Annotated in this window: 20 protein-coding genes and 1 pseudogene; 17 read left to right on the top strand and 4 right to left on the bottom strand. The window is 69.2% G+C overall.

Annotation, left to right across the window (positions count from 1 at the left end; translation table 11 throughout):
• Positions 1 to 393 precede the first annotated feature (393 nt).
• A complete protein-coding gene (locus C6N31_RS39940) occupies positions 394 to 1158 on the bottom strand; it encodes a TetR/AcrR family transcriptional regulator (protein WP_198359439.1) in 765 nt (254 codons plus the stop codon).
• A gap of 203 nt (positions 1159 to 1361) precedes the next feature.
• Here C6N31_RS39940 and C6N31_RS39935 point away from each other — a divergent pair, with 203 nt between their 5' ends.
• From C6N31_RS39935 to C6N31_RS39915, 5 genes are all read left to right on the top strand, one after another.
• Positions 1362 to 3032 (top strand): MFS transporter, encoded by a 1671-nt coding sequence (locus C6N31_RS39935; protein WP_244809525.1) that lies wholly within the window; start codon positions 1362 to 1364, stop codon positions 3030 to 3032.
• A 147-nt stretch (positions 3033 to 3179) separates the two neighbouring features.
• On the top strand, positions 3180 to 4688 hold the full coding sequence (locus C6N31_RS39930; protein WP_138353637.1) for a flavin-containing monooxygenase: 1509 nt from the start codon (positions 3180 to 3182) through the stop codon (positions 4686 to 4688).
• Complete coding sequence (locus C6N31_RS39925; protein WP_138353636.1) at positions 4685 to 5857, top strand: zinc-binding dehydrogenase; 1173 nt, start codon at positions 4685 to 4687, stop codon at positions 5855 to 5857. Before C6N31_RS39930 ends, C6N31_RS39925 begins: the two co-directional genes overlap by 4 nt.
• A gap of 71 nt (positions 5858 to 5928) precedes the next feature.
• Entirely contained in the window at positions 5929 to 6975 is a 1047-nt protein-coding gene (locus tag C6N31_RS45380; protein WP_138353635.1) for a tyrosine-type recombinase/integrase, read from the top strand.
• A complete protein-coding gene (locus C6N31_RS39915) occupies positions 6972 to 9206 on the top strand; it encodes a tyrosine-type recombinase/integrase (RefSeq protein WP_244809523.1) in 2235 nt (744 codons plus the stop codon). Before C6N31_RS45380 ends, C6N31_RS39915 begins: the two co-directional genes overlap by 4 nt.
• A gap of 51 nt (positions 9207 to 9257) precedes the next feature.
• Here C6N31_RS39915 and C6N31_RS39910 read toward each other — a convergent pair whose 3' ends face one another.
• Complete coding sequence (locus tag C6N31_RS39910; RefSeq protein WP_138353634.1) at positions 9258 to 9632, bottom strand: hypothetical protein; 375 nt, start codon at positions 9630 to 9632, stop codon at positions 9258 to 9260.
• A 103-nt stretch (positions 9633 to 9735) separates the two neighbouring features.
• On the opposite strand from C6N31_RS39910, the pseudogene C6N31_RS39905 reads away from it, so the two are divergent.
• From C6N31_RS39905 to C6N31_RS45780, 5 genes and pseudogenes are all read left to right on the top strand, one after another.
• A pseudogene (locus tag C6N31_RS39905) lies at positions 9736 to 10086 on the top strand (hypothetical protein); the annotation flags it as partial.
• Positions 10083 to 11315, top strand: a complete 1233-nt coding sequence (locus tag C6N31_RS39900) for a DNA cytosine methyltransferase (protein ID WP_138353633.1) — start codon at positions 10083 to 10085, stop codon at positions 11313 to 11315. The pseudogene C6N31_RS39905 and the gene C6N31_RS39900, both read left to right, overlap by 4 nt.
• On the top strand, positions 11315 to 12439 hold the full coding sequence (locus tag C6N31_RS39895; protein ID WP_138353632.1) for a DnaB-like helicase N-terminal domain-containing protein: 1125 nt from the start codon (positions 11315 to 11317) through the stop codon (positions 12437 to 12439). Before C6N31_RS39900 ends, C6N31_RS39895 begins: the two co-directional genes overlap by 1 nt.
• 63 nt (positions 12440 to 12502) lie before the next feature.
• Positions 12503 to 13486, top strand: a complete 984-nt coding sequence (locus C6N31_RS39890; RefSeq protein ID WP_306665070.1) for a DUF317 domain-containing protein — start codon at positions 12503 to 12505, stop codon at positions 13484 to 13486.
• The gene (locus tag C6N31_RS45780) at positions 13483 to 13869 is read left to right on the top strand and encodes an SPDY domain-containing protein (RefSeq protein WP_307811592.1); all 387 of its coding nucleotides are present in this window, start codon (positions 13483 to 13485) and stop codon (positions 13867 to 13869) included. Before C6N31_RS39890 ends, C6N31_RS45780 begins: the two co-directional genes overlap by 4 nt.
• Positions 13870 to 14040: 171 nt before the next feature.
• Here the strand turns inward: C6N31_RS45780 and C6N31_RS39885 are convergent, their stop codons facing one another.
• Together C6N31_RS39885 and C6N31_RS39880 are read right to left on the bottom strand one after the other, a co-directional pair.
• Positions 14041 to 14931: a DUF5655 domain-containing protein gene (locus C6N31_RS39885; protein WP_138353698.1), complete on the bottom strand. Its 891-nt coding sequence runs from the start codon at positions 14929 to 14931 to the stop codon at positions 14041 to 14043.
• A gap of 307 nt (positions 14932 to 15238) precedes the next feature.
• Positions 15239 to 17713 carry a heavy metal translocating P-type ATPase gene (locus C6N31_RS39880; protein WP_232486229.1) on the bottom strand — a complete coding sequence of 825 codons (2475 nt, stop codon included), beginning with the start codon at positions 17711 to 17713 and terminating at the stop codon, positions 15239 to 15241.
• A gap of 256 nt (positions 17714 to 17969) precedes the next feature.
• Here C6N31_RS39880 and C6N31_RS39875 point away from each other — a divergent pair, with 256 nt between their 5' ends.
• The 7 genes from C6N31_RS39875 (at position 17970) to pspAA (ending at position 20187) form a co-directional block, all read left to right on the top strand.
• Positions 17970 to 18170: a hypothetical protein gene (locus C6N31_RS39875; protein ID WP_306665069.1), complete on the top strand. Its 201-nt coding sequence runs from the start codon at positions 17970 to 17972 to the stop codon at positions 18168 to 18170.
• Positions 18167 to 18235, top strand: coding sequence for a hypothetical protein (locus C6N31_RS45775; RefSeq protein WP_307811594.1), 69 nt, complete (start codon positions 18167 to 18169; stop codon positions 18233 to 18235). Before C6N31_RS39875 ends, C6N31_RS45775 begins: the two co-directional genes overlap by 4 nt.
• Before the next feature lie 26 nt (positions 18236 to 18261).
• Positions 18262 to 18504 carry a DUF2933 domain-containing protein gene (locus C6N31_RS39870; protein ID WP_138353631.1) on the top strand — a complete coding sequence of 81 codons (243 nt, stop codon included), beginning with the start codon at positions 18262 to 18264 and terminating at the stop codon, positions 18502 to 18504.
• Between the two features lie 80 nt (positions 18505 to 18584).
• Positions 18585 to 18773 carry a hypothetical protein gene (locus C6N31_RS44685; RefSeq protein ID WP_232486228.1) on the top strand — a complete coding sequence of 63 codons (189 nt, stop codon included), beginning with the start codon at positions 18585 to 18587 and terminating at the stop codon, positions 18771 to 18773.
• Between the two features lies 1 nt (position 18774).
• Positions 18775 to 19119 carry a hypothetical protein gene (locus tag C6N31_RS39860; protein WP_138353630.1) on the top strand — a complete coding sequence of 115 codons (345 nt, stop codon included), beginning with the start codon at positions 18775 to 18777 and terminating at the stop codon, positions 19117 to 19119.
• Positions 19120 to 19135: 16 nt separating this feature from the next.
• Positions 19136 to 19912, top strand: coding sequence for a PspA/IM30 family protein (locus C6N31_RS39855; RefSeq protein ID WP_138353629.1), 777 nt, complete (start codon positions 19136 to 19138; stop codon positions 19910 to 19912).
• Positions 19909 to 20187 carry a PspA-associated protein PspAA gene (gene pspAA, locus C6N31_RS39850; RefSeq protein ID WP_138353628.1) on the top strand — a complete coding sequence of 93 codons (279 nt, stop codon included), beginning with the start codon at positions 19909 to 19911 and terminating at the stop codon, positions 20185 to 20187. The genes C6N31_RS39855 and pspAA overlap by 4 nt, the downstream gene beginning before the upstream one ends.
• Positions 20188 to 20274: the final 87 nt, after the last annotated feature.

The raw sequence follows: 20274 nt of genomic DNA, 5'->3' as shown, positions 1-20274 counted from the left end.
GGAGCCGCCGTACCCGCCGGCGCCCTCCGGGCAGCTGCGGCATAGCAGCGGGAGGCGGCTTCGGCATGGCGACACCGCGCGGCTCCCTCACGGAGGAGACCACCGGCCACCTCCTTCAGATTTGGTCGGTCAGATGGAGCAGCAGGGTCTTGAGGTATCGGGCGAAGCGGCCCATCAGAACCGTGCGGTCGTTCGCCGTCCACTGATGGGCTGAGCTGAACTGGATTTCGTAGCCGCTCTGAAGCCGGGAATGATCTCCTGGGTAGATGGGAAGTGCAGTCCGCGGCCACGCCCTTCCGAAAAGGGCGTGTTGCGGCGTGTTTGCCGCACGCTCATGTCACTGGCCCCCTCCCCTGCGCAGTTTCCTCTCGGTTCCCCGGGTCAGGGCGGTCGTCACTCGTCGGGGCTGACCAAGAGCGCGAGGGCGAAGCCGGTGAGGTGGTCGGCCAGCACGTCGGGGTCATCCGCCATCCCCCGCTGCAGCCAGTCGATCAGAACCTCGGTTACACCGGCCACCAACCCCAGCAGTACTCGGTCGTGGCGCAGGACGTCGTGCGGTTCAGGCAGGGTTCGGCGAATGAGCTGGCCGAACAGGTCGGCATCCTTGCGCAGCAGGCCACGGCGCCGCAGTTCCATGCGCGGGGCGTTGATGTAGATGACCCGTGCAGAGTCCGGGTGATCGGCGAGCAGGTGCACCAGCGTCGTCATCATCGGCCGCAGCAGTGCCGCGAGGTCGGCGGGTTCCTCCGGCGCCGCCGCGGCCAGACCGGCGAGCAGCCAGTCGTTCTGCCGCCGGTGCACCGCGAGCAGCAGGGCCTCACGGTCGGTGAAATGTTCGTAGAAGTAGCGCTTCGACACCTTCGCGCGCGTGCAGACGTCGGCCACGGTGACGTCGTCGAACGCGCGCGCGGCGAAGAGTTCCAGGCCCGCCCCGATGAGGCGTTCACCCCGGTCGGCAGCGCGTGCCTCCCGGGACTGCCCCCCGTAGGTCTCGCCCCGCACCCGTTCGCCCGCCGCTCGCTCGCTCAACCCGTTTCCCCTTCCCCAACCCGCATCCTCCCGCTCCAGCGGACGGCCCGCGCTCCGACCATAGTCACTGGTGCGGCGAACGGCCGAATAAATCTGGAACTCGTGCGTTCCAGAACCTTGCGCGCCCACCGGACCCGCTCACATACTGCTTGCCACACCGCCCTCCCGGCGATCCACGGCGCACCGCGGCGCCGCACGGATCTGCCCGGGGAGAGCCGCGCGGGAGCGTTCCGGCCGTCCGGACACCTGCGATCTCACACCTGTGATCTCACCCCCGCGATCTCCCGAACCGCTCTCCAGCCCGGCACATCTCTCACCGTAGGAGCCGCCGCGTGTCCGTCCCATCCCTCGTCATGGACGAGACCCCACCGGGGGTGGTCTCCCGACTGTGGAATCGCGACCTGCCCGCCTATCCGCGACCGGCACGTCGCTACACGTACCTCGGGATCGTCGTCATCACCACGGTGGTGCTGTACTACCTGCTGTACATCCAGTACGCCGTCGCCACGTCGATCATGGCGCACTACGACATGACGTTCGGCTACTTCATCATGCTGTCGGTGCTGGGCAATGGGATCGGCGCTGTCGCCTCCCTGGTGGCAGGCCTGGCGGACCGGTGGGGCCGGGCCAACATGGTGGTCTACGGCGTGCTGCTCGCAGCCGTCCTCGTCCTGCTCCTGCCGAGCGCACCGAACAAGACGATGTACCTGGTGCTGTTCGGGGCCCTGTACTTCATCGAGGGCATCGTCCTCGTCGCGACGCCCGCTCTCATCCGTGACTTCTCACCGCAGCTCGGCCGCGCCACCGCCATGGGGTCATGGACTATGGGCCCGGTCCTGGGCAGCCTCGTCGTCACCACGGTGACCAGCGCGACGCTCGACACCTCCACCTGGCAGGACGAACTGCGCTACGCGGGAGTGGCGGCCCTCGTCGTCTTCGTCGTCGCCCTGTTCGGACTGCGGGAACTCTCTCCCGGGCTGCGGGACCAGGTCATGGTGAGCTTGCACGACCGCGCTCTGGTCGAGGCCCGCGCGCAGGGCGCCGAGCCCCGGTCACCGGGCTCCGGTCACTGGCGGCAGATGCTGCGCCCCGGCATCGTCGGGCCGGCTTTCGCCATCAGCGTCTACCTGCTGTTCTACTACGCGGCGGTCGGCAACCTCGTGATCTACTACTCGGCCCTCTACGGCTACAGCGAACAGCGGGCCAACGCCCTCGCCAACTGGTACTGGGCGCCGAGCGCCGTCGCGCTGATCGCGGCGGGAGTCGTCTCCGACCGGCTGCGGGTGCGCAAGCCCCTCATGATCGTGGGCGGTGTCGGATCCGTGGCCTGTACCGCGGTGTTCGCCTCACTGGCCACCAGCCAGGACACCGGGTACTACACGTTCGCCTGGCTTTTCGTGGCCATGGGTCTGTTCAGCGGGTTGACGTACGGGCCGTGGATGGCGGCCTTCACCGAGACCGTCGAGCGGCACGACCCGGCGGCCACCGCGACGGGGCTGGCGGTGTGGGGGTGGATCCTGCGGGTGGTGGTCGCCGTGTCCGCCGCGGTCCTGCCGATAGCGGTGACCTCGGTGACGCCGATCGTCGAGCACGGTCACGAGGTCCAGGCCGCGCAGGCGCAGGCCGGTCCCGCCCTCGCCGTGGTGAACGCCCACCCGAGTCTGTTCGCCGAACTCGCGGCGCATCCGCCGGGTCAGGCCCCGCTGGAGCTGCAGACCAGAGCGGTGAAGGAGGTGGGACCGGCCGACCTGGCCCTCGTCCAGAAGGCGCAGCCCCAGCTCAAGATCCTCCAGGAGTACGGAGCCAAGGTCCAGAAGGCGTCCGCGGAGGGTCCCGCACAGTGGCGTGACTGGTGGCTGGTCTGCATGGGCGGACAGATCCTGTTCCTGCCGTTCGTCTTCGCCATGAAGGGCCGGTGGAGCCCGCGCCGGGCGCGCGAGGACGCCGAAGCACACCAGCGGGCCGTGGACCTGGAACTGAGCCGGCTCACGCAGTCGGCCTGACGCCGAGGCAGCCCGGACGATCCGACGGCGCGTGCGGGGACCGCGGGTGTACTTCTCCCCCGGCAGTCCCCCACCGCCGCGCTCCCGCGAAGCCGGGGCATGGCGCGCACAGCGATCGGCACGACGCACACAGAAGGATGACACTCCGTGGTTCAGCACGCTCAAGTACTCATCGTCGGCAGCGGCTTCTCCGGCATCGCGCTCGGACGCGCACTGCGGAAGTCGAAGTTCACCGACTTCCGCATCCTCGAACGCGGATCCGACGTCGGCGGAGTGTGGCACTCCAACACCTATCCCGGATGCCGCTGCGACGTCCCCTCCCACCTGTACTCCTTCTCCTTCGCCCCCAATCCCGACTGGACCTCCACCTACTCACCGCAGCCCGAGATCCAGGAGTACCTGCGGCACTGCCTGGACCGCTTCGGACTGCGCCCGCACCTGCGCACCGGGATCGAGGTCGAAGAAGCACGCTGGGACGAGGACGACCGGCTCTGGCACGTCACGACGAACACCGGACCGTGGACGGCGCAGGTCCTGGTCAGCGCCGTGGGCCCACTCACCGAGCCCAAGCTCCCCGACGTCCCCGGCATCGACCGCTTCCAGGGCACGATCATGCACTCGGCGCGCTGGGACCACGACCATGACCTGACCGGCGAGCGGGTCGCCTCGATCGGCACGGGCGCCTCCGCGATCCAGTACGTCCCCGAGATCGCCGACCGGACCGGCCGGCTCTTCGTCTTCCAGCGCAGCGCCCCCTGGATCACCCCCCACGACAAGCGGTCCATCACCGACGCCGAGCGCGCGAAGTTCCGGGCCCGCCCGCTGCGCCAGAAGATCGAACGCGCCAAGGTGTACGCCGCCAAGGAACTGCTGGTACTCGGCTTCGTCAAACGTCCGCGACTGATGAAGGTGCTCCAGAACGTCGCCGCCAAGCACCTGGAACGACAGGTGCGGGATCCGGCGCTGCGCCGTGCCCTCACACCGGACTTCACCCTGGGATGCAAGCGGATCGTCCCCTCCAACACCTGGTATCCCGCCCTGCAGAGGCCGAACGTGCAACTCGTTCCCCGGGCGCTGCGCGAGATCCGCGAGCGCAGCGTGATCGACTCCGCCGGCATGGAACGCGAGGTCGACACCATCGTCTTCGGCACCGGCTTCCACGTCACCGACATCCCCTTCGCCGACAAGGTGCGCGGACGCGGCGGCGAGTCGATGAGCACCGTCTGGGCGGGCTCGCCGCGCGCGTACCTCGGCGTGTCGGTTCCGCGCTTCCCGAACTTCTTCATGTTCCTCGGCCCCAACTCCGGCCTGGGACACAGCTCGATGGTCTACATGATCGAGGCGCAGGCCGAACACGTGAAGAACGCCATCCGCGCCCTCGACCTCTCCGGCGCGGCCAGCATCGAAGTGGACCAGCGGGTCCACGACGTGTACAACGCCGAACTCGACCGCAAGCTGGCCACGACGGTGTGGGAGACGGGCGGCTGCCAGACGTTCTACCGCGACGCGAACGGCCGCAACGCCACCCTCTACCCCGACTGGACCTTCGCGTTCCGCCGCCAGGCCACCCGGTGGAAGCCGGACGCGTATCATCTCGCCCCGCCCCCGCCCCGATCCGGACGACGGCACCCCGTCATGACCGAGGACGCGTCATGAAGGCCACGGTCATCATCCAGGGCCGGCTGGAACTGGTCGACCTGCCCGCCCCGCGCCCCAGGGCCGGCCAACTGCTGCTCGATGTGCGGCGATGCGGGATCTGCGGCTCGGACCTGCATGCCCGTCTACACGGTGACGAGCTCGCCGACACGCTCGATGTGTGCGGCTACCCGCGCTACATGCGCTCGGAGCAGCGCGTGGTCATGGGGCACGAGATCTACGGCGAGGTCGTCGAATACGGCCCCTGGACCTCAGGCCGGATCAAGCCCGGCACACCGGTGGTCGCTGTCCCCCTGGTCCGGTACGGGCACCAGGTCGACGGCATCGGCCTGTCCGCCGACGCCCCGGGCGGGTACGGCGAGCAGGTCGTCGTCCAGGAGTCGCTCACCCTGCCCGTCCCCAACGGCCTGCGCCCCGATATCGCCGCGCTCACCGAGCCCATGGCGGTGGCCTGGCACGCCGTCAACCGCGGCGACGTGACACGCAAAGACACCGCGATCGTCCTCGGCTGCGGCCCGGTGGGGCTCGCGGTCATCTCCGTGCTCAAGTCCCGCGGGGTGGCCACCGTGATCGCAAGCGACTACTCCGCAGGCCGACGGGCGCTCGCGAAGAGCTGCGGAGCGGACATCGTGGTCGATCCCAGCGTCGAAACGCCCTGGAAGGCGATGGGCGACGGCCACGGCTTCATGACTACGATGCCCGAGGAGTACGGCGCCGGCATCGACGCCATCGAAAGCATGCAGCGGCTTCCGGTGCCCTGGTGGGTCACCTGGCGGGCCCTGGACAAGGTGGGCGTGACCCGACGGAAGCGCCCGGTGGTCTTCGAGTGCGTCGGCGTTCCCGGAATGCTCGACGGTGTCATGGCGGCGGCACCGCTGCATTCGCGCGTTGTCGTCGTGGGCGTCTGCATGGGGTCCGACACGATCCGGCCCTCACTGGCCGTCAACAAGGAGCTCGATCTGCGGTTCGTCGTCGGTTACACCCCGCTGGAGTTCCGCGACACCCTCCACGCACTCGCCGACGGAACCCTCGATGCCTCGCACCTGGTCACCGGAAGGGTGGGGCTCGCCGGCGTCAACCACGCTTTCACGGCCCTCGCTGACCCCGAAGCGCACGCCAAGATAGTCATCGACCCCACCATCGAAACGGAGCAGATCCTGACCACGTGACGCAGCACGTCTGGGAGGCGAGAGTGTCGGCATCGGTATTATGTGGAATCGACCGGGGCTAGCTTGGAGCCATGGTCGATGTCCCGTGGGACAAGTTCCCTACCCTGGCAGCGGACCAAGAAGCCCGCAGGTGGCTGCAGTTCATGGCCAACATCGGGCGGGCGCCGAACACGATCGACGCGTACGGCCGCGCGGTGGAGGACCATCTGCGGTTCTGCGCCGCGGAGGGTACGGAGCCGCTGTACGCGAAGGCGGACACGGTGGCGGCGTGGGTCGGGGAGATGTTGGAGCGCCCGCCTGGCCGGCCGCGGGGGAAGGGCGCCAGTCGGGCGGGGCCGGGGCTGGCGAACGCGACGGTGCAGCAGCGGCTCGTGGCAGTCCGTTCCTTCTACGAGTTCCTGGTGGAGGACGGACTGCGGGAGCGGAACCCGGTTCGGCGCGGGCAGGCGGCCAGACGAGGGCGCCGGCCCAAGCGGGGTCTGGTGCGGCGTATCGAGCAGGCGCCGTGGATACCGACGGAGGCCGATTGGCAGCGGATCCTGGAGGCTGCTCGTGCCGAGCCGCTGCGGAACCGCCTGATGGTCTCGCTCGCCTATGACGGCGCTCTACGGCGCGAGGAACTCGTCCAGTTGTCCGGCGACGACTTCGATCCCGCCTACAGCCTCATCCGGCTGAGGGCGGAGACGACGAAGTCCAAGCGGTCGCGGGAAGTCACCTACGGGGAGGCGACGGGGCAGCTATTCATGGCCTACCTGTCCGAGCGACGCAGTTCGGTCGGCAGGGTCGGAGGGCCGCTGTTGCGGTCGACGTCGAACCGGAACCCGGGCGGTCCGCTCGGAGCGTCGAGCTGGTCGAAGATCGTCGAACGTCTCAGCAGCACGTCCGGTGTCAGCCGCCTTTCCACGCACACGTTCCGGCACCTGCGGCTGACGGACCTGGCCCGGGCCGACTGGACCATCGATCAGATCGCCCAGTACGCCGGCCATCGCGACCTGGCTACGACCATGCGCTACATCCACCTGTCCGGACGTGAGCTCGCAGCACGTTTCCACCGGGCCAACACCACCCTCCACGCCGACCGCGAGCGACTCCTCGCCCGTCTTCTGGAGACACCGTGAACCACACCCCCGGTCACCGGCTGACCATGCACCTGCTGCCCGGTCTCATACCGAAGGAGGTGACCGCACTGGAGCACATCGCCCCGTTGAATGCGATGCACGCCCGGGCAGCGGCGGAGCTGGCACGCCTGATCATCCCGATCGATGAGGTCACCTCCGCCTGGGATCCGGGCAAGGCACGCTCGGCGCGGTTTCGCTTGTTGAAGGAGGTCCACCGGCAGCAGAGGCCGTACTGGACCTGGGACGAGGAAACCTGGGCAGAGGCCTCAGCGGAGGCCGGGGCCTTCCGGTTTCATTTCGCGGCTCTGGGCCACCAGCTCGGTGGGCACCACCGCTTGCACGGCACCGCCGGCATCACCAGTCTGGCCCGGCTTGCGGACCTCGTCTTCGGCCCGCAGGCCATCCAGCCCGCGGTCGATGCCATCGCGGAGACCCTGACCGCCTGGCGTAACTCCACTCACCTGCTGCCCTGGCAGGTCCGCAACACGACCATCGACGTGCTCCTGAGCAACAACAGCCCTCACCTGGAGGACCTGCGCGAACCCCTCCTGGAAGAGCTGATGGAGCACTACCGCTCCACCGGCGCGACGAGCCGCCGGCGCGGCTTGTTCAAGATCTCCCGCGTCCTGGCCGACAAGGGCATCATCTCCTCGCCTCTACGCACCAACCAGGACAAGGCCGGGCCGGAAACCGCGGCCCTGGCCACGGTCCCGTCCCCGTGGCGGGATGCGGCTCTGCGGTGGATGCGGCTGGTCACTCACGAACCCGGGACAAAGCGGTCGATGCTCTCGGCCATCCTGGTCGCCGGCCGATGGGCAGCCGAGAAGCACCCTGAGGCGGTCGCTCCCGAGCACTGGACGCGTGACATCGCGGCCGAGTACATCGCCGACACGATGACTGCCAACGTCGGGCAGTGGGCCGGTCACAGCCGCAACCGCTCCCGCTTCGGCCAGCCGCTGAGCCCCGCTGGGAAGGCCAACCGGATCGACAGCATCAGAGGCTTCTTCAACGACCTCATCGAATGGGAGTGGATCAAGCCGAGGTTCGACCCGCGGCAGGTGTTGAGCATGCCGCTGTCGCTCCGGGCACTCATGGGACCCAACCCGCGGATCATCGACGACGCGACCTGGGCCAAGCTCATGGCCGCCGGGTTGACGCTCAACAGCGAGGACCTCAAGCCCTACGGCACCCCGCGGGCCCGCTCAGCAGGCTGGCAGGCCACCTACTACCCCATCGAGATGGTCCGGGCCATGGTCGGCGTCTGGCTGTTCGCCGGCTGCCGCATGGACGAGCTGCGCCGCCTCGACCTGGACTGCATCACCTGGGACGAAGGAACCGACGAACGGAGCGGCGAGACCTACCGCATCTGTCTGCTGCACATCCCGCGGAACAAAATTAGCCGGCCCTTCGCCAAGCCCGTCGACCCCCTCGTCGGAGAACTGATCGACGCCTGGAAACTCGTCCGCTCGCCCCAGCCCGACCTCGCTGACCGCAAGACCGGCCTCCCCCGCCAGCACCTCTTCTGCCACCGCGGCCAACTGGTGGGTAACGCCTACCTCAACGACAACATCATCCCGGGCCTCTGCCAGAAAGCCGGCATCCCTGCCGAAGACTCCCGCGGCGCCCTCACCAGCCACCGCGCCCGCAGCACCATCGCCACTCAGCTCCTCAACGCCCGAGACCCCCTCACCCTCGGCGACCTGCAGCAATGGCTCGGCCACAAGCACCCCGCCAGCACCCGCTACTACGCCAAGATCCTCCAACGAACCCTGACCGCCGCCTACCGGAAAGCCGACTACTTCGCCCGCAACATCCGCACCATCGAGGTCCTCATCGACCGCGACAGCATCCTCACCGGCGCCGCCGCCGGCGGCGAACAGCCTTGGAAGTACTACGACCTCGGCGACGGCTACTGCAGCTACGACTTCTTCGCCAAGTGCCCCCACCGCATGGCCTGCGCCCGCTGTCCCTTCTACGTCCCCAAGGAGTCGACCAAGGGCCAGCTCCTCGCGGTCAAGGACGGCATCAACAGGATGCTCGAACAGGTCGACCTCACCGACGACGAGCGCGAAGCACTCGAAGGTGACCGCGACGCCGTCACCGCGCTGGTCGAGAGACTGGCCGACATCCCCACACCTGCGGGGCCCACACCCAAAGAACTGGGCATCGAGTCCGCCTTCATCCCCCTCACCCAGCTCACCGGCACCATCTCCCGAGAGAGGAACAGCTGAGCAAGACCGGCCGCCTTCACCAGGCCGCGATCGCCTGCGGACGGTATCCACTCAGGGTTGGGCATCCACGTCTGCGATGAGCTCCGCCGCGGTGACGCCCGGCTGGACTCGAACATCGAAGTTGTATCCCTGATCGCAGAACACCAGCTCAACGGAATCCGGCATCAGCCGACGAAGCAGGCAGGCGACCTGCCCCGAGTCTGCCAGGGCCGCGTCCAAGTACAGGCCCGTCCCATCCTCCGGCAGAAGCACCTCGCCCGGGCCCTCGCCCGTGCAGAAGCTCCAGCTGAAGGCACATACCTCACTGCGTTGCGTCGGACCGGCTTCGACCTCCGCCCAAAGTTCGGTGATCCCAGAAGTCACGGCGGCTGAGCTGACCCGCCAGGTGGTGGTCGAACCATCGAAGAACGCCATAAACGCAGCCATGCCGCGTGTCTACCACGCCCGCTCACGCACCCCCCAACCGCCCCGGGAGGGCGCTCCCTCCCCCAGACGAAAGGTCACGAACCTGTCTCGATTCTCAATAACTTGCCCCTTCCACGGCAACGCGCAGTGGCGAAGCATCCGGGACACCTCGCCGGCGGAGTGGGCGGATGTCGTCGCGTTCGACGCCGCGATCCGCAAAGGCAACGCCCGCGCCAATGCGACCGGCAACCGGCTCCTGGGGCAAGCATTCCTCCACCGTTCCCGCGTGCCGCTCGACCAGGCCCCGATCGACCACGTCACCGCCGCCGAACGGGCAGCTCTCCCGCAGTCATCCGGCGACACCGATACGGACGCGGACGAACTGGAGCAGGGAGCCGCTGACGGGTGCTCCCCGTGGTCCTGCCGCGGATCCGCGACGGAGCCGGAACAGGACGACTTCGAGCTGGCCACGTGATCTTGGACCTCTTCGCGGGGCCGGGCGGCTGGAGTAGGGCCCTGACCGTGTTCGGGGTTCAGGACGTGGGTCTGGAGTGGGACGAGTGGGCCAGCAAGACCCGTCGGGCGGCCGGCCTGTTGACCGTGCGGACGGACGTGGCGCGGTATCCGACGTGGCCCTTTGTCGGCCGGACCCGCGGGCTGATCGCGTCTCCGCCGTGCCAGGCATGGAGCACAGCCGGCAAACGACTTGGCCTGCTGGACCAGCCGCTCGTGCACGAGGCCGTCGATCACCTCGCCGCCGGACGCGACACACGCGCACGCCTCGTGGCCCTCTGCCGCGACGAGCGCTCCCTGCTCGCGGCGGAGCCGATGCGCTACCTCCACGCCCTGAACACCGTCGGCGAGCCCGAGTGGGTGGCCATGGAGGAGGTACCGGACGTCCTGCCCTTGTGGAAGCAGTACGCGGCCGTGCTGCGGGCGTGGGGATTCAGCGTGTGGACGGGCATCCTCAACGCCGCCGACTACGGCGTGCCCCAGACGAGACGGCGGGCGATCCTGCTCGCCTCCCGGGTCCGCACAGCCCAGCCCCCTGCCCCGACCCATGCCCAAGTCGGCGAGCCCGACTCGCTGTTCGGTCCGGGCCGCGTCCGCTGGGTCAGCATGGCCCAGGCCCTGGGGTGGGGCGCCACCGATCGGCCCGTGCCCACCGTCTGCGCCGGCGGTGGGCCCGGTGGTGGCCCCGAACCGTTTCCCTCCGGGTCCCGCAAGGCTCTGTCCCATTCGCGTGAGCGCGGTACCTGGACGTCGCGGCCGGACGGCTTCATGCTGCCGTCCCGGACAACTCGGCTCGGGACGCGCGAGAGCCGTCCCGGACCCGCCGAGGCGCCCGTCTGGTCCTGGTCCCTGCGGAGCAACAACCAGACCAACGCCACCATCCGGCCGCTGTCCGAACCCGCCGGGACGCTGTTCTTTGGGCACCGCGCCAACGAATGCACCTGGATCGCTGAACCCCCCGCCTCCCAAAGGGAAGACGCAGCGTTGACTCCGGTTCCGGAACCGATCCGGATCACCGCCCGCGAGGCCGGCATCCTGCAGACCTTCCCCGCCGACCACCCCTGGGCCGGCAATAAGGGCCAGCAGTTCTCACAGATCGGCAACGCCGTACCCCCACTGCTCGCCGCCCACCTCCTCGCCCCGCACCTGGGCGTTCTCCTCAACCCCGACGACTTCACCCTGGCCGCCTGATGCACCACACCCCCGAACCCGGCCATGACGACCTCGACGCCACCGCTGGTCCGCCGCCGGTTTTCCATGCCGAGCAGGCCCTCCTCTGCGCTCTCCTGCTCGAACCCCAACGCCTCGGTGAAGTGACCGGCATCGGCCGCGACGCGTTCTCCACCGCCGCACACGCCGCCGTGTTCCGCGCGATCAGCTCCCTGCCGGCGGCCGACCCGGTCGACCACACGCAGAGCACGCACTGGCTCGATGCCGTGCTCAGCGCCGCCCGCGAGCAAGCATCCGGCCTGACCGCCACCTACCTGCACCACCTCATCCAGGTCTGCCCACGGCCCCGGCACGCGCCCGCGTACGCGCAGATGATCGAGGCCGAGCACGCCCGGCGCCGTCTGGCCGCCGCCGCCCAACACCTCGGACACACCGCCCGGGACACCTCACTGCCGCAGCCCGTGATCACCACCCTCGACGAGGCCGACACCCTCGCCGCTCTGCTGGACGACATCGCCGCCCGCTTCCCCCCACACGCCGGCTCCCTGCACCGCACCCGCGTTCCTGAGCCGACGCCGCCCCCCAACCAGGAGGCCCTCGGCGAGGAACAGTTGCTGCTCGCGACCGCGACCGCGTTCCCCACCGTCATCGAGCAGATGCGGTGGCTGACGCCCGGCGACTTCACCCACCCACTGCACGCCGGGCTGTGGCAGTGCCTGAACGCCCTGATCCGACGCGACACCCCCGTCGACCCCGTCACGCTGCTGTGGGAGGCACAGCACCGACGCCTGCTGACCGCCGGAGCCGACCCACGCGAACTGCTCGACCTCCTCAACGGACCGCTCGGCTCCCCCGACCACTGGGGCGAGCGCGTCCTGCAGCGCTCCCTGCTGGCCACCGCTCAGCACACCAGCCAGATCATCGAGGCGTTCACCAACGATCCGGCCATCACGCCGAACCAACTCGTCGTGGGCAGCCGCCGCGCTCTCGCTGACCTGTCCGCCGTACGCACCCGATGGCAGCACGCCACCACACCCGCGCCGGCGGTTCCGCCCAGCCCCACCAAACCCCGCAGGACCCCGCATGTGCCCCGGGCCGGGCCGCCGCGGACCACAGCACCGCCCGCCGTCCGCAGTTCCCGCTAAGCCCCCGAGCCGGGCACGGCGGGCCACTTGCGACCCGGCGACCGGCAGAAGAGAGCCGCCTTCATGTCGACCCCCTCCCTGGACGCAAACGTCCTCCTCGACACCCACCCCACCCACTCCAGCGCCGTAACCGCCCACCTGACCGGCACCCAGGCCCACATCCCCCACGTGGGCCTGGAGGCCGCCAACTGGCACGTCGCCGCCACCAACACCCTGGTTCTAGCCCGCATCGACCATGAGGAGCCATACTGGGCTGAGCAGGCCGCCCAGCAACTGGCCGCTGACGGGATCACCGTCGAGATCACCCCCCAGCTCCGCAAAGCCATGGACGAAGACTGGACATGGGCCGACCATCCGATGCCCTGGTGCACCCGTGCCGAGATCCGCGAGGTCTCCAACGAAGCCCAGACGATCTACGACGACATCCGCCACGGGCACCTGCTGATCCACGCCCACGCCGAGGACGGCCACACCACCGTCGCGGTCGGCACCTACCTCAGCGGCGGCGGCAAGAGCGTCTATCTCCACGGTGAGAACCACCTGCGGCAGGTCGCCGACACCTTCGACTCACCCGCTCAGGCCCTGGTCGCCTTCGAGAAAGTCCATGGCGGCACGATGCGGCCCGGCCCTGCTCCCATGACCGATACCGAGCGCGACGCCGTCCAGGCCCGCACATCCTTCGCCATACCCGGCGTCGAACCTCGGCCCACACCAGAACCGGAAACCGTCCCGGCGTACGCCGCCGATGCCGGCGACCACGATGCTCTCCTAGACGCATTCTTCGCCGCTCATGACGACTGGGCGAAGTGGCGGACCTGGTCCGACGACACGACCCACGCGATCCACGAAGACCAGACCCTGCGCATCGAGCGCATCCACGACGCCCCCGCCCACGAGACCGCCTGGACCGTCGCTGCATACGAGACACCGGTCTCGGACCGCATGTGGATTCTCACCGCAACCGGTGCCACCCCCCCGTGCTGCACGAGCTGCTGGAGCACCTCGCCGGCGGAGACGGCTGGGACACAGCCGTCGGCACCCCAGTGAACGAAAAGACCGTCACCGCCGCCACGCAGCCCCTCGCAGAGGCCGGGTGGAAGCACACCGTGGACGGGCGCTGGATCCGCTGGACGTCCCCCACCGCACACGCGGGAGTCCAGTTCGATGCGTTCGCCGCCCAGCACCCGACCCGAAACCTCGCCACCTGGACCATCTGGGCCGGCCCGAACCCCGACCGCCCCACCTGGACCCTCACCGCGTCCCCGCGCACCCCCAGCGCACTGCTGGCCGACCTCACCGAGAACCTCGCGCACGGAACCGGCACCCGCCAGGCACAGGCCGATGGCCGCGAACGCCGGACGAGCCATGGCATCACGCCGCTGGCCATCTCGACGGTCACAGGCATCCACGCAACCAGTCCCACCCGCTGATCACCGGCACGTCAGAGCGGCGCAACATAGCGCGGGATCGCCGGTTAGCCAAACCGGCGATCCCGCGCATCATTGATAGTCCACCGCCACGACCTGCCCGAACGACGAAAGGCACCACCCGACGACCACAGACCAAACGCGAGCGCTCACGGCCACCGTGCCATCAAGCGATCACGCCGCGGCGTAGCTCGCCCGGAACAGATCCTGCGCACGCTCCACGTCCCTCGCCGTGCGGAGCTGCACCTCCAAGTCGCCCGTCCCGTGGTGGCCGAGCCCGGATACGTCCCGGGTGAACCCGGGAACGAGGTCGACATACTTCGGGTCGACCTTCAAGTAGACCAGGAGCTTGCTCCGCTGGGGCGGCCACACACAGGCGAAGTTCCGTAGACGCTGATACGCCCGGTACTGCTTGCGCTCAACACGGTTCACGCCGTCCCCGAGACCGTGCAACGCCTCATCGACCGCGTTCGCCAGCTCGACCATCGACGCACCCGGAACGTCGGCTGCCGCCCGTGCGTCCGCCTGCCGACGCGCACGCCGGGGTGCCTGTGGCCCGCCGCTCACGGACGCCACGGTCTCAAGGCCGAGCAGGTCGCTGCCGAAGAGTCGGTAGCGGACCAGGTCGATCGACCTCCGGTGCTCGCGTACGGCGTGCACGTCGTAGCGCGTGAAGTCGCCGGCGATACAGATCAGGCGCGGTCCGCTCCACAGCACCTGGGACGCGGCCGTCACCCCGAGCCGGTCGCGGACCAGGTGTTCGAACTCCGCCCGGTGGTCCATCAGCCACGCCATATAGAAGAGCCCCTGATGGATCACCCCTGCGTCGACCCCGCGCTTAAATTCCAATATGACCGGCGACCCGTTCTCGTCCAGTCCGAGCGAGTCGATCCGGCCCCCGTGCACCGGCCCTGTGCCGTACTCGCTCGCCAGGAAACGGACACCCAGCAGCGTCTCCATGTGCGCCTCGATGAGGCCCTGCCCATCCGCCTCGACCTCAGCAAGACGCGGCGCGACCTCGGTCACGCCGCTTTTCGTCGTCTGGAACAGCTTCAGACCCGACACCTTCCCCTCCTCGGCACCGAGATCAACAACGCCGAGCAGGGGCAGAATTGTTTCCACTGGGGCCTTCAGCCTGGTGGAGGCAGCGTGGGAGACTGCACGTACGGCCTACGAGGACCACCCGCGTCCCCTTGAACCTCAGGGGTTTGCCTTTCCCCCATATGTCCCCCACGTTGTGGGGGGTGACGCCAGGGAAGTGCGTTCGCGCAGGTCAGCGCCCTTGGCCCGGCGCGTAGGGCGAGTGCCTTCTAAGCATTTGGTCTATCGGCAGTCACTGGTCGTCGTGCTCGAGATCGTCTGCGGGCATGGGTTAGGTCCGGTCGGCGGCGGATTCGACCTGGGGCTCGACCGGGGCCGGTGCGGCGGTCGGCAGTGGGGTGGCGTGCCAGTGGCGCAGGCGGCTGGAGTTGGTGACTACGGACAGAGAGGACAGGGCCATCGCGGCCGCGGCGACGATGGGGCTGAGGCGGATGCCCCACAGCGGGTAGAGCGCGCCGGCGGCGAGGGGGAGGCCGACGGCGTTGTAGATGAGCGCGAAGAAGAGGTTCTGCCGGATGTTGCGCATGGTGGCGCGGGACAGGCGGATGGCGGTGACGACGCCGGTCAGGGAGCCGGAGATGAGGGTGATGTCGGCGGCCTCGATGGCCACGTCCGTACCGGTGCCGATGGCGAGGCCGACGTCGGCAGCGGACAAGGCTGGGGCGTCGTTGATGCCGTCGCCGACCATGCCCACCGTGCGGCCCTCGGCCTGCAGGCGGCGGATCTCGTCCGCCTTGTGCTCGGGCAGTACCTCGGCCAGGACGCGGTCCACGCCGACCTGGGCGGCGATGGCCGCGGCGGTGCGGGCGCTGTCCCCGGTGAGCATGACGACGTCGATGCCGAGTAGGTGCAGGGCGGCGATGGCCTGGGCGGAGTCGTCCTTGACGGTGTCGGCTACGGCCAGCACCCCGGCCGCCCGGCCGTCGACGGCGGCAAGGACAGGGGTCTTGCCCTGGGCGGACAGTTCCGCCGCGACCGGGGCGAGGGCGCTGGTGTCGATGCCCACATCGGAGAGCAGGCGGGCGGTGCCCACCAGGACGGCATGGCCGTCCACGCCGGCCTGCACACCCTTGCCGGTGATGGAGTCGAAACCGGACGATGGCAGCAGGCTCAGCCCTCGGCCCCGGCCACCGGTGACGATTGCGGCCGCGAGGGGGTGTTCGCTGTCGGCTTCGGCCGCCGCGACCAGCGCGAGCAACGCGGCCTCGTCGAACTCGTCGGCCGCGTGAACATCGGTGAGGACGGGCTTGCCCGCGGTCACGGTGCCGGTCTTGTCCAGGACGACGGTGTCGAGTTTGTGGGCGGTCTCCAGGGCCTCGGCCGAGCGGATGAGGATGCCCGCCTGGGCGCCCTTGCCGGTGCCGACCATGATGGACAGCGGGGTGGCCAGCCCCAGTGCGCAGGGGCAGGCGATGATCAGCACGGCGACTGCGGAGACCAGCGCGAGGGTGAGCGCGGGGGCGGGACCGACGACGTACCAAAGCGCGAAGGCGGCGAGGGCAATGGCGATGACGGCGGGTACGAAGTAGGCGGAGACGGCGTCGGCGAGCCGCTGGATCGGCGCCTTGGACGCCTGGGCCTGCTGCACGAGACGGATGATCTGGGCGAGCATCGTGTCCGCGCCGACCTTGCTCGCGCGTACCCGCAAGGACCCGGTCGTGTTCACGGTCGAGCCGATGACTGTGTCGCCCGCTCGCTTGGTAACCGGCATGGATTCGCCGGTGACCATGGACTCGTCGACCGCCGATGACCCGGACATCACGTCGCCGTCGACCGGGATCTTCTCGCCGGGCCGGATCACGATCTCGTCGCCCACGAGCACGTCCTCGACGGGGACTTCGGCCTCGGTTCCGTCGCGGATCACCCGAGCGGTGCGGGCCCGAAGGCCCAGCAGCGCCCGGATGGCCTCGCCGGTGCCGGCCTTGGCGCGGGCTTCCAGCAGGCGCCCGAGCAGGATCAGAGTAAGAATCACCCCGACCGCCTCGAAGTACACCTCGCGCACGTCCTCGGGCAGCAGCGAGGGCGCGAGCGTGACGAGCAGGCTGTAGCTGTATGCGGCCGAAGTGCCCAGTGCGATAAGCGAGTTCATGTCCGCGCTGCGGTGGCGGAGGGTCAGCCAGCCGGTGGAGTGGATGGGCCACCCGGTGTAGAACATGACGGGAGTGATGAGCGCCAGCTGCAGCCAGTGGTTGAGCAGCCAGCCCGGCATCCAGTCGGCACCGAAGAGTTCATGCGCCATCACAGCGAAGAGCACCGGCGCAGTGAGTACCGCGCCAATGGCCACCCGGCGCGTCAGGTCGGTGATCTCCGCGTGCCGCTCGGCGGCCTCCGCAGCTTCCGCCTCGTTGGCTGCCGCATCACCTACCGGCGCTCCCGAAGCGGAGGGGGCGTGGTCCTCGGCGCCGTCCCGGGAGCCTTCCCCGCCATCCGGTTCGACGAGCATCGTGCCGTGGATCATGTTCATCCCGCACGCGAACCCGAAGGATCCGGCCCCAGCCGGATCGACACGCACGGTGGTACGCGCATACGCCGGCAGTCCAGCACTCACCCGCAGGTCAGGGAAGACCACCCGGTTGGTGCACTCCCCGGACTCCTGCCGGTCGAAGACCAGCTCCACCGGAACCCCTTGCCGGACTCGGATGACATCGGGGCTGTAGCCGCCGCGCACCGTCACCTCGACGTGCTGCACCCCGCCCTCCAGCCGCGCGGTGCGGGCCTTGCGAGGACCGAAGAAGAATCGCCCCATACCAGCGATCAACGCCACGGCCGGGCCACTACTGCAATATCGACGATATTCATGGCAGATCGTCCCTTCTCCAGGATCCCACGCCCCCAGCTTCGCCCCGGTACCCCTGCCAGGTAAGAGCTGACCGGCCTCGTGCAGGGGGCCGGATGGCCCTGTGCGCGACACCGGGTGAGGGCGACTGTGGGAAACAACAGAGAACGCCGACCGGACGGCGGGCCCCGGCCCGCAGCCCCTGAGCTCGGGAAAGTGAATCGCGATGATGTTCTGGCACGACCACGACGTCAGCGGCTGGGGCTGGTTCGCCGTGTCAGCCGGCATGATCCTGTTCTGGGCCTTGATCATCACCGCCGCCGTCCTGTTCTTCCGCGCCCTGAATCACGCCCCTGAGCAGCCCCCATCCCCGCCGGCACCTCGCCCGAGCAACCGCTCGCCGAGCGGTTCGCCCGCGGTGACATAGACGAGGACGAGTACCAGCGGCGCCTCGCCGCCCTGCGCTCCTCCGGCCCTGTCACCAAACACTGATGCCCCTCCCAAGAGGAGAACTGGCCATGAAGAACACCAGGAATTACGGCCTCTACGCGATCGCGGTCGCGATCGCCGTGGTTGGCGCACTCGCGCTCGGCGTACCACTGGGCAACCTGGCCTTGCCTCTCATCGTGCTCGCCTGCCCGCTGATGATGTTCTTCATGATGCGTGGCATGAACAGCGGCGATGACATACAGAGGCGCGGGCGTGGTCACAACGACGCACCCAAGGACCGCGACCTACACGACCACAAGCCCTTCCGCTGAACCACACGGCGACGGCAGGAGACCTATCATGGATGCGCTGGCGCCGATGTCGAACGGCGTGCTGAGCATGGTGGTTCCTGGTGGCGCTGTTCACCGAGATGTACGGCACCCCGCTGACCATCTACCTGCTGGGCAAGCGGTTCCCGCTGCTCAAGGACACCCACGCCGGCGGGCACCTGGCCCAGGCGGCTCCGCCGGGCGCCGGCCAGGCCGCGCGACGGTGCCCCGCAGGCGCCGAGCCCCGTCCCCCCGGCACGGAGGTGACCTGACATGGAAGTGCTCGCCTGGACCCTGATCCCCCTGGGAGCCCTGACCACCGCCGCCTGCGCCGTCCATCTCACCTGGAGCCACCGGCGCAACGCATCGGGACTGGCCCGCTCGATCCACCGCGCCCCCGTCCTCCTCGCGGCCGGTCTGCTGCCTGCTCCGGCGCTCATTGCCGGCGATCTGCCCGCCGCAGCCTGGGGCCTGTGGGGCGGTGTGACCATCGCTGCTGCCTCGGTCTTCTGCGCCGCCGACACCTTGCGCGACGCCCCCGGATCGCAGGCAGCGTCCCGAGCCCGGAGCGGGACACGACCGGCCGCGGGTCGCGCGGAACACCATCAAGCCGACTGAGAGGACGGCGGTCGCCATGACCAGCATCACTCACCGCATCGCCACCCTGTTCCGGATCAAGGCGAACAAGGCGCTGGACAACGCCGAGGACCCGCGCGAAGTCCTGGACTACTCCTACGAACAGCAGCTCCAGATGCTGGAGAGAGTGCGGCGCGGCGTGGCCGATGTGGCGACCAGCCGCAAGCGCGTCGAGCTGCAGGTGACCCAGTTGCAACAGTCCACGGGAAAGCTGCAGGGCCAGGCGGAGCAGGCACTTGCCGCGGGGCGGGAGGACCTGGCCCGTGAGGCGCTCACCCGCCGCACGGCCGTGGCCTCCCAGGTCACCGACATGCAGACCCAGCAGGCGTCGCTAAAGGACCAGGAGGAGAAGCTCACCCTGGCCACGCAGCGCCTGCAGGCGAAGGTCGACGCGTTCCGCACCCGCAAGGAGACCATCAAGGCCACCTACACCGCCGCCGAGGCCGAGACCCACATCGCCGAGGCCGTCACCGGCATCGGCGAGGAGATGGGCGATGTCGGCCTGGCCATGCAGCGCGCCCAGGACAGGACCGAGCAGCTGCAGGCACGCGCCGGTGCGCTCGACGAGCTGATCGCCTCCGGCGCGCTGGAGGACGCGACTCTTCCGGCCGGGCGTGACGATATCCAGGCAGAAATTGAGGCCGTCACCGCGGGCCAGGACGTGGAGATCGAGCTGGCCCGGATGAAGGCCCAGCTCCCGGCCTCTGCCACCCCGCCGGCAGTGGAGGGTGCAGAGCCCACGAAGGACCCGCCGGACCAGAAGGTGACATCATGATCATGCGGATTCTCGGCGAGGGCCAGTACGAGATCGCCGACCAGCACCTGGACCGGCTCAACGAGCTGGACTCCGCCCTGCAGCCGGCCGCCGACGCGGGCGACGAGACCGCGTTCACCGCCGCCCTGGCGGCCCTGCTGGACGCGGTGCGCAGTCTCGGCACGCCGCTGCCGGACGAGAGGATCACGCCCTCCGACCTGGTGCTGCCCGACGAGGACACCAGTCTGCGGCAGGTGCGGGAACTTCTCTCCGACGAGGGTCTGATCCCGGGGTGATGACGATGCGAAGCCGTTTCGAGCCCGACCGGCAGCTGACCGCCCGCATGGTGGTCACGATGTTCCTGCTCGGGCTGGTGTACGTGG

It is taken from the genome of Streptomyces fildesensis, assembly GCF_016107395.1.
Classification (GTDB): Bacteria; Actinomycetota; Actinomycetes; order Streptomycetales; family Streptomycetaceae; genus Actinacidiphila; species Actinacidiphila fildesensis.
The sequence above is the reverse complement of the archived record's forward strand: the minus strand, read 5'-3'. Positions and strand labels throughout refer to the sequence as shown.

Bases quoted from the DNA above. Each gene is read 5' to 3' on its own strand.
- C6N31_RS39910 (WP_138353634.1), bottom strand. From the start codon at position 9,632: ATGGCTGCGTTTATGGCGTTCTTCGATGGTTCGACCACCACCTGGCGG.
- C6N31_RS39925 (WP_138353636.1), top strand. From the start codon at position 4,685: ATGAAGGCCACGGTCATCATCCAGGGCCGGCTGGAACTGGTCGACCTG.
- C6N31_RS39875 (WP_306665069.1), top strand. From the start codon at position 17,970: ATGATGTTCTGGCACGACCACGACGTCAGCGGCTGGGGCTGGTTCGCC.
- C6N31_RS39880 (WP_232486229.1), bottom strand. From the start codon at position 17,713: ATGGGGCGATTCTTCTTCGGTCCTCGCAAGGCCCGCACCGCGCGGCTG.
- C6N31_RS39855 (WP_138353629.1), top strand. From the start codon at position 19,136: ATGACCAGCATCACTCACCGCATCGCCACCCTGTTCCGGATCAAGGCG.
- C6N31_RS39860 (WP_138353630.1), top strand. From the start codon at position 18,775: ATGGAAGTGCTCGCCTGGACCCTGATCCCCCTGGGAGCCCTGACCACC.
- C6N31_RS45380 (WP_138353635.1), top strand. From the start codon at position 5,929: ATGGTCGATGTCCCGTGGGACAAGTTCCCTACCCTGGCAGCGGACCAA.
- C6N31_RS39890 (WP_306665070.1), top strand. From the start codon at position 12,503: ATGTCGACCCCCTCCCTGGACGCAAACGTCCTCCTCGACACCCACCCC.
- C6N31_RS39895 (WP_138353632.1), top strand. From the start codon at position 11,315: ATGCACCACACCCCCGAACCCGGCCATGACGACCTCGACGCCACCGCT.
- C6N31_RS39870 (WP_138353631.1), top strand. From the start codon at position 18,262: ATGAAGAACACCAGGAATTACGGCCTCTACGCGATCGCGGTCGCGATC.
- pspAA (WP_138353628.1), top strand. From the start codon at position 19,909: ATGATCATGCGGATTCTCGGCGAGGGCCAGTACGAGATCGCCGACCAG.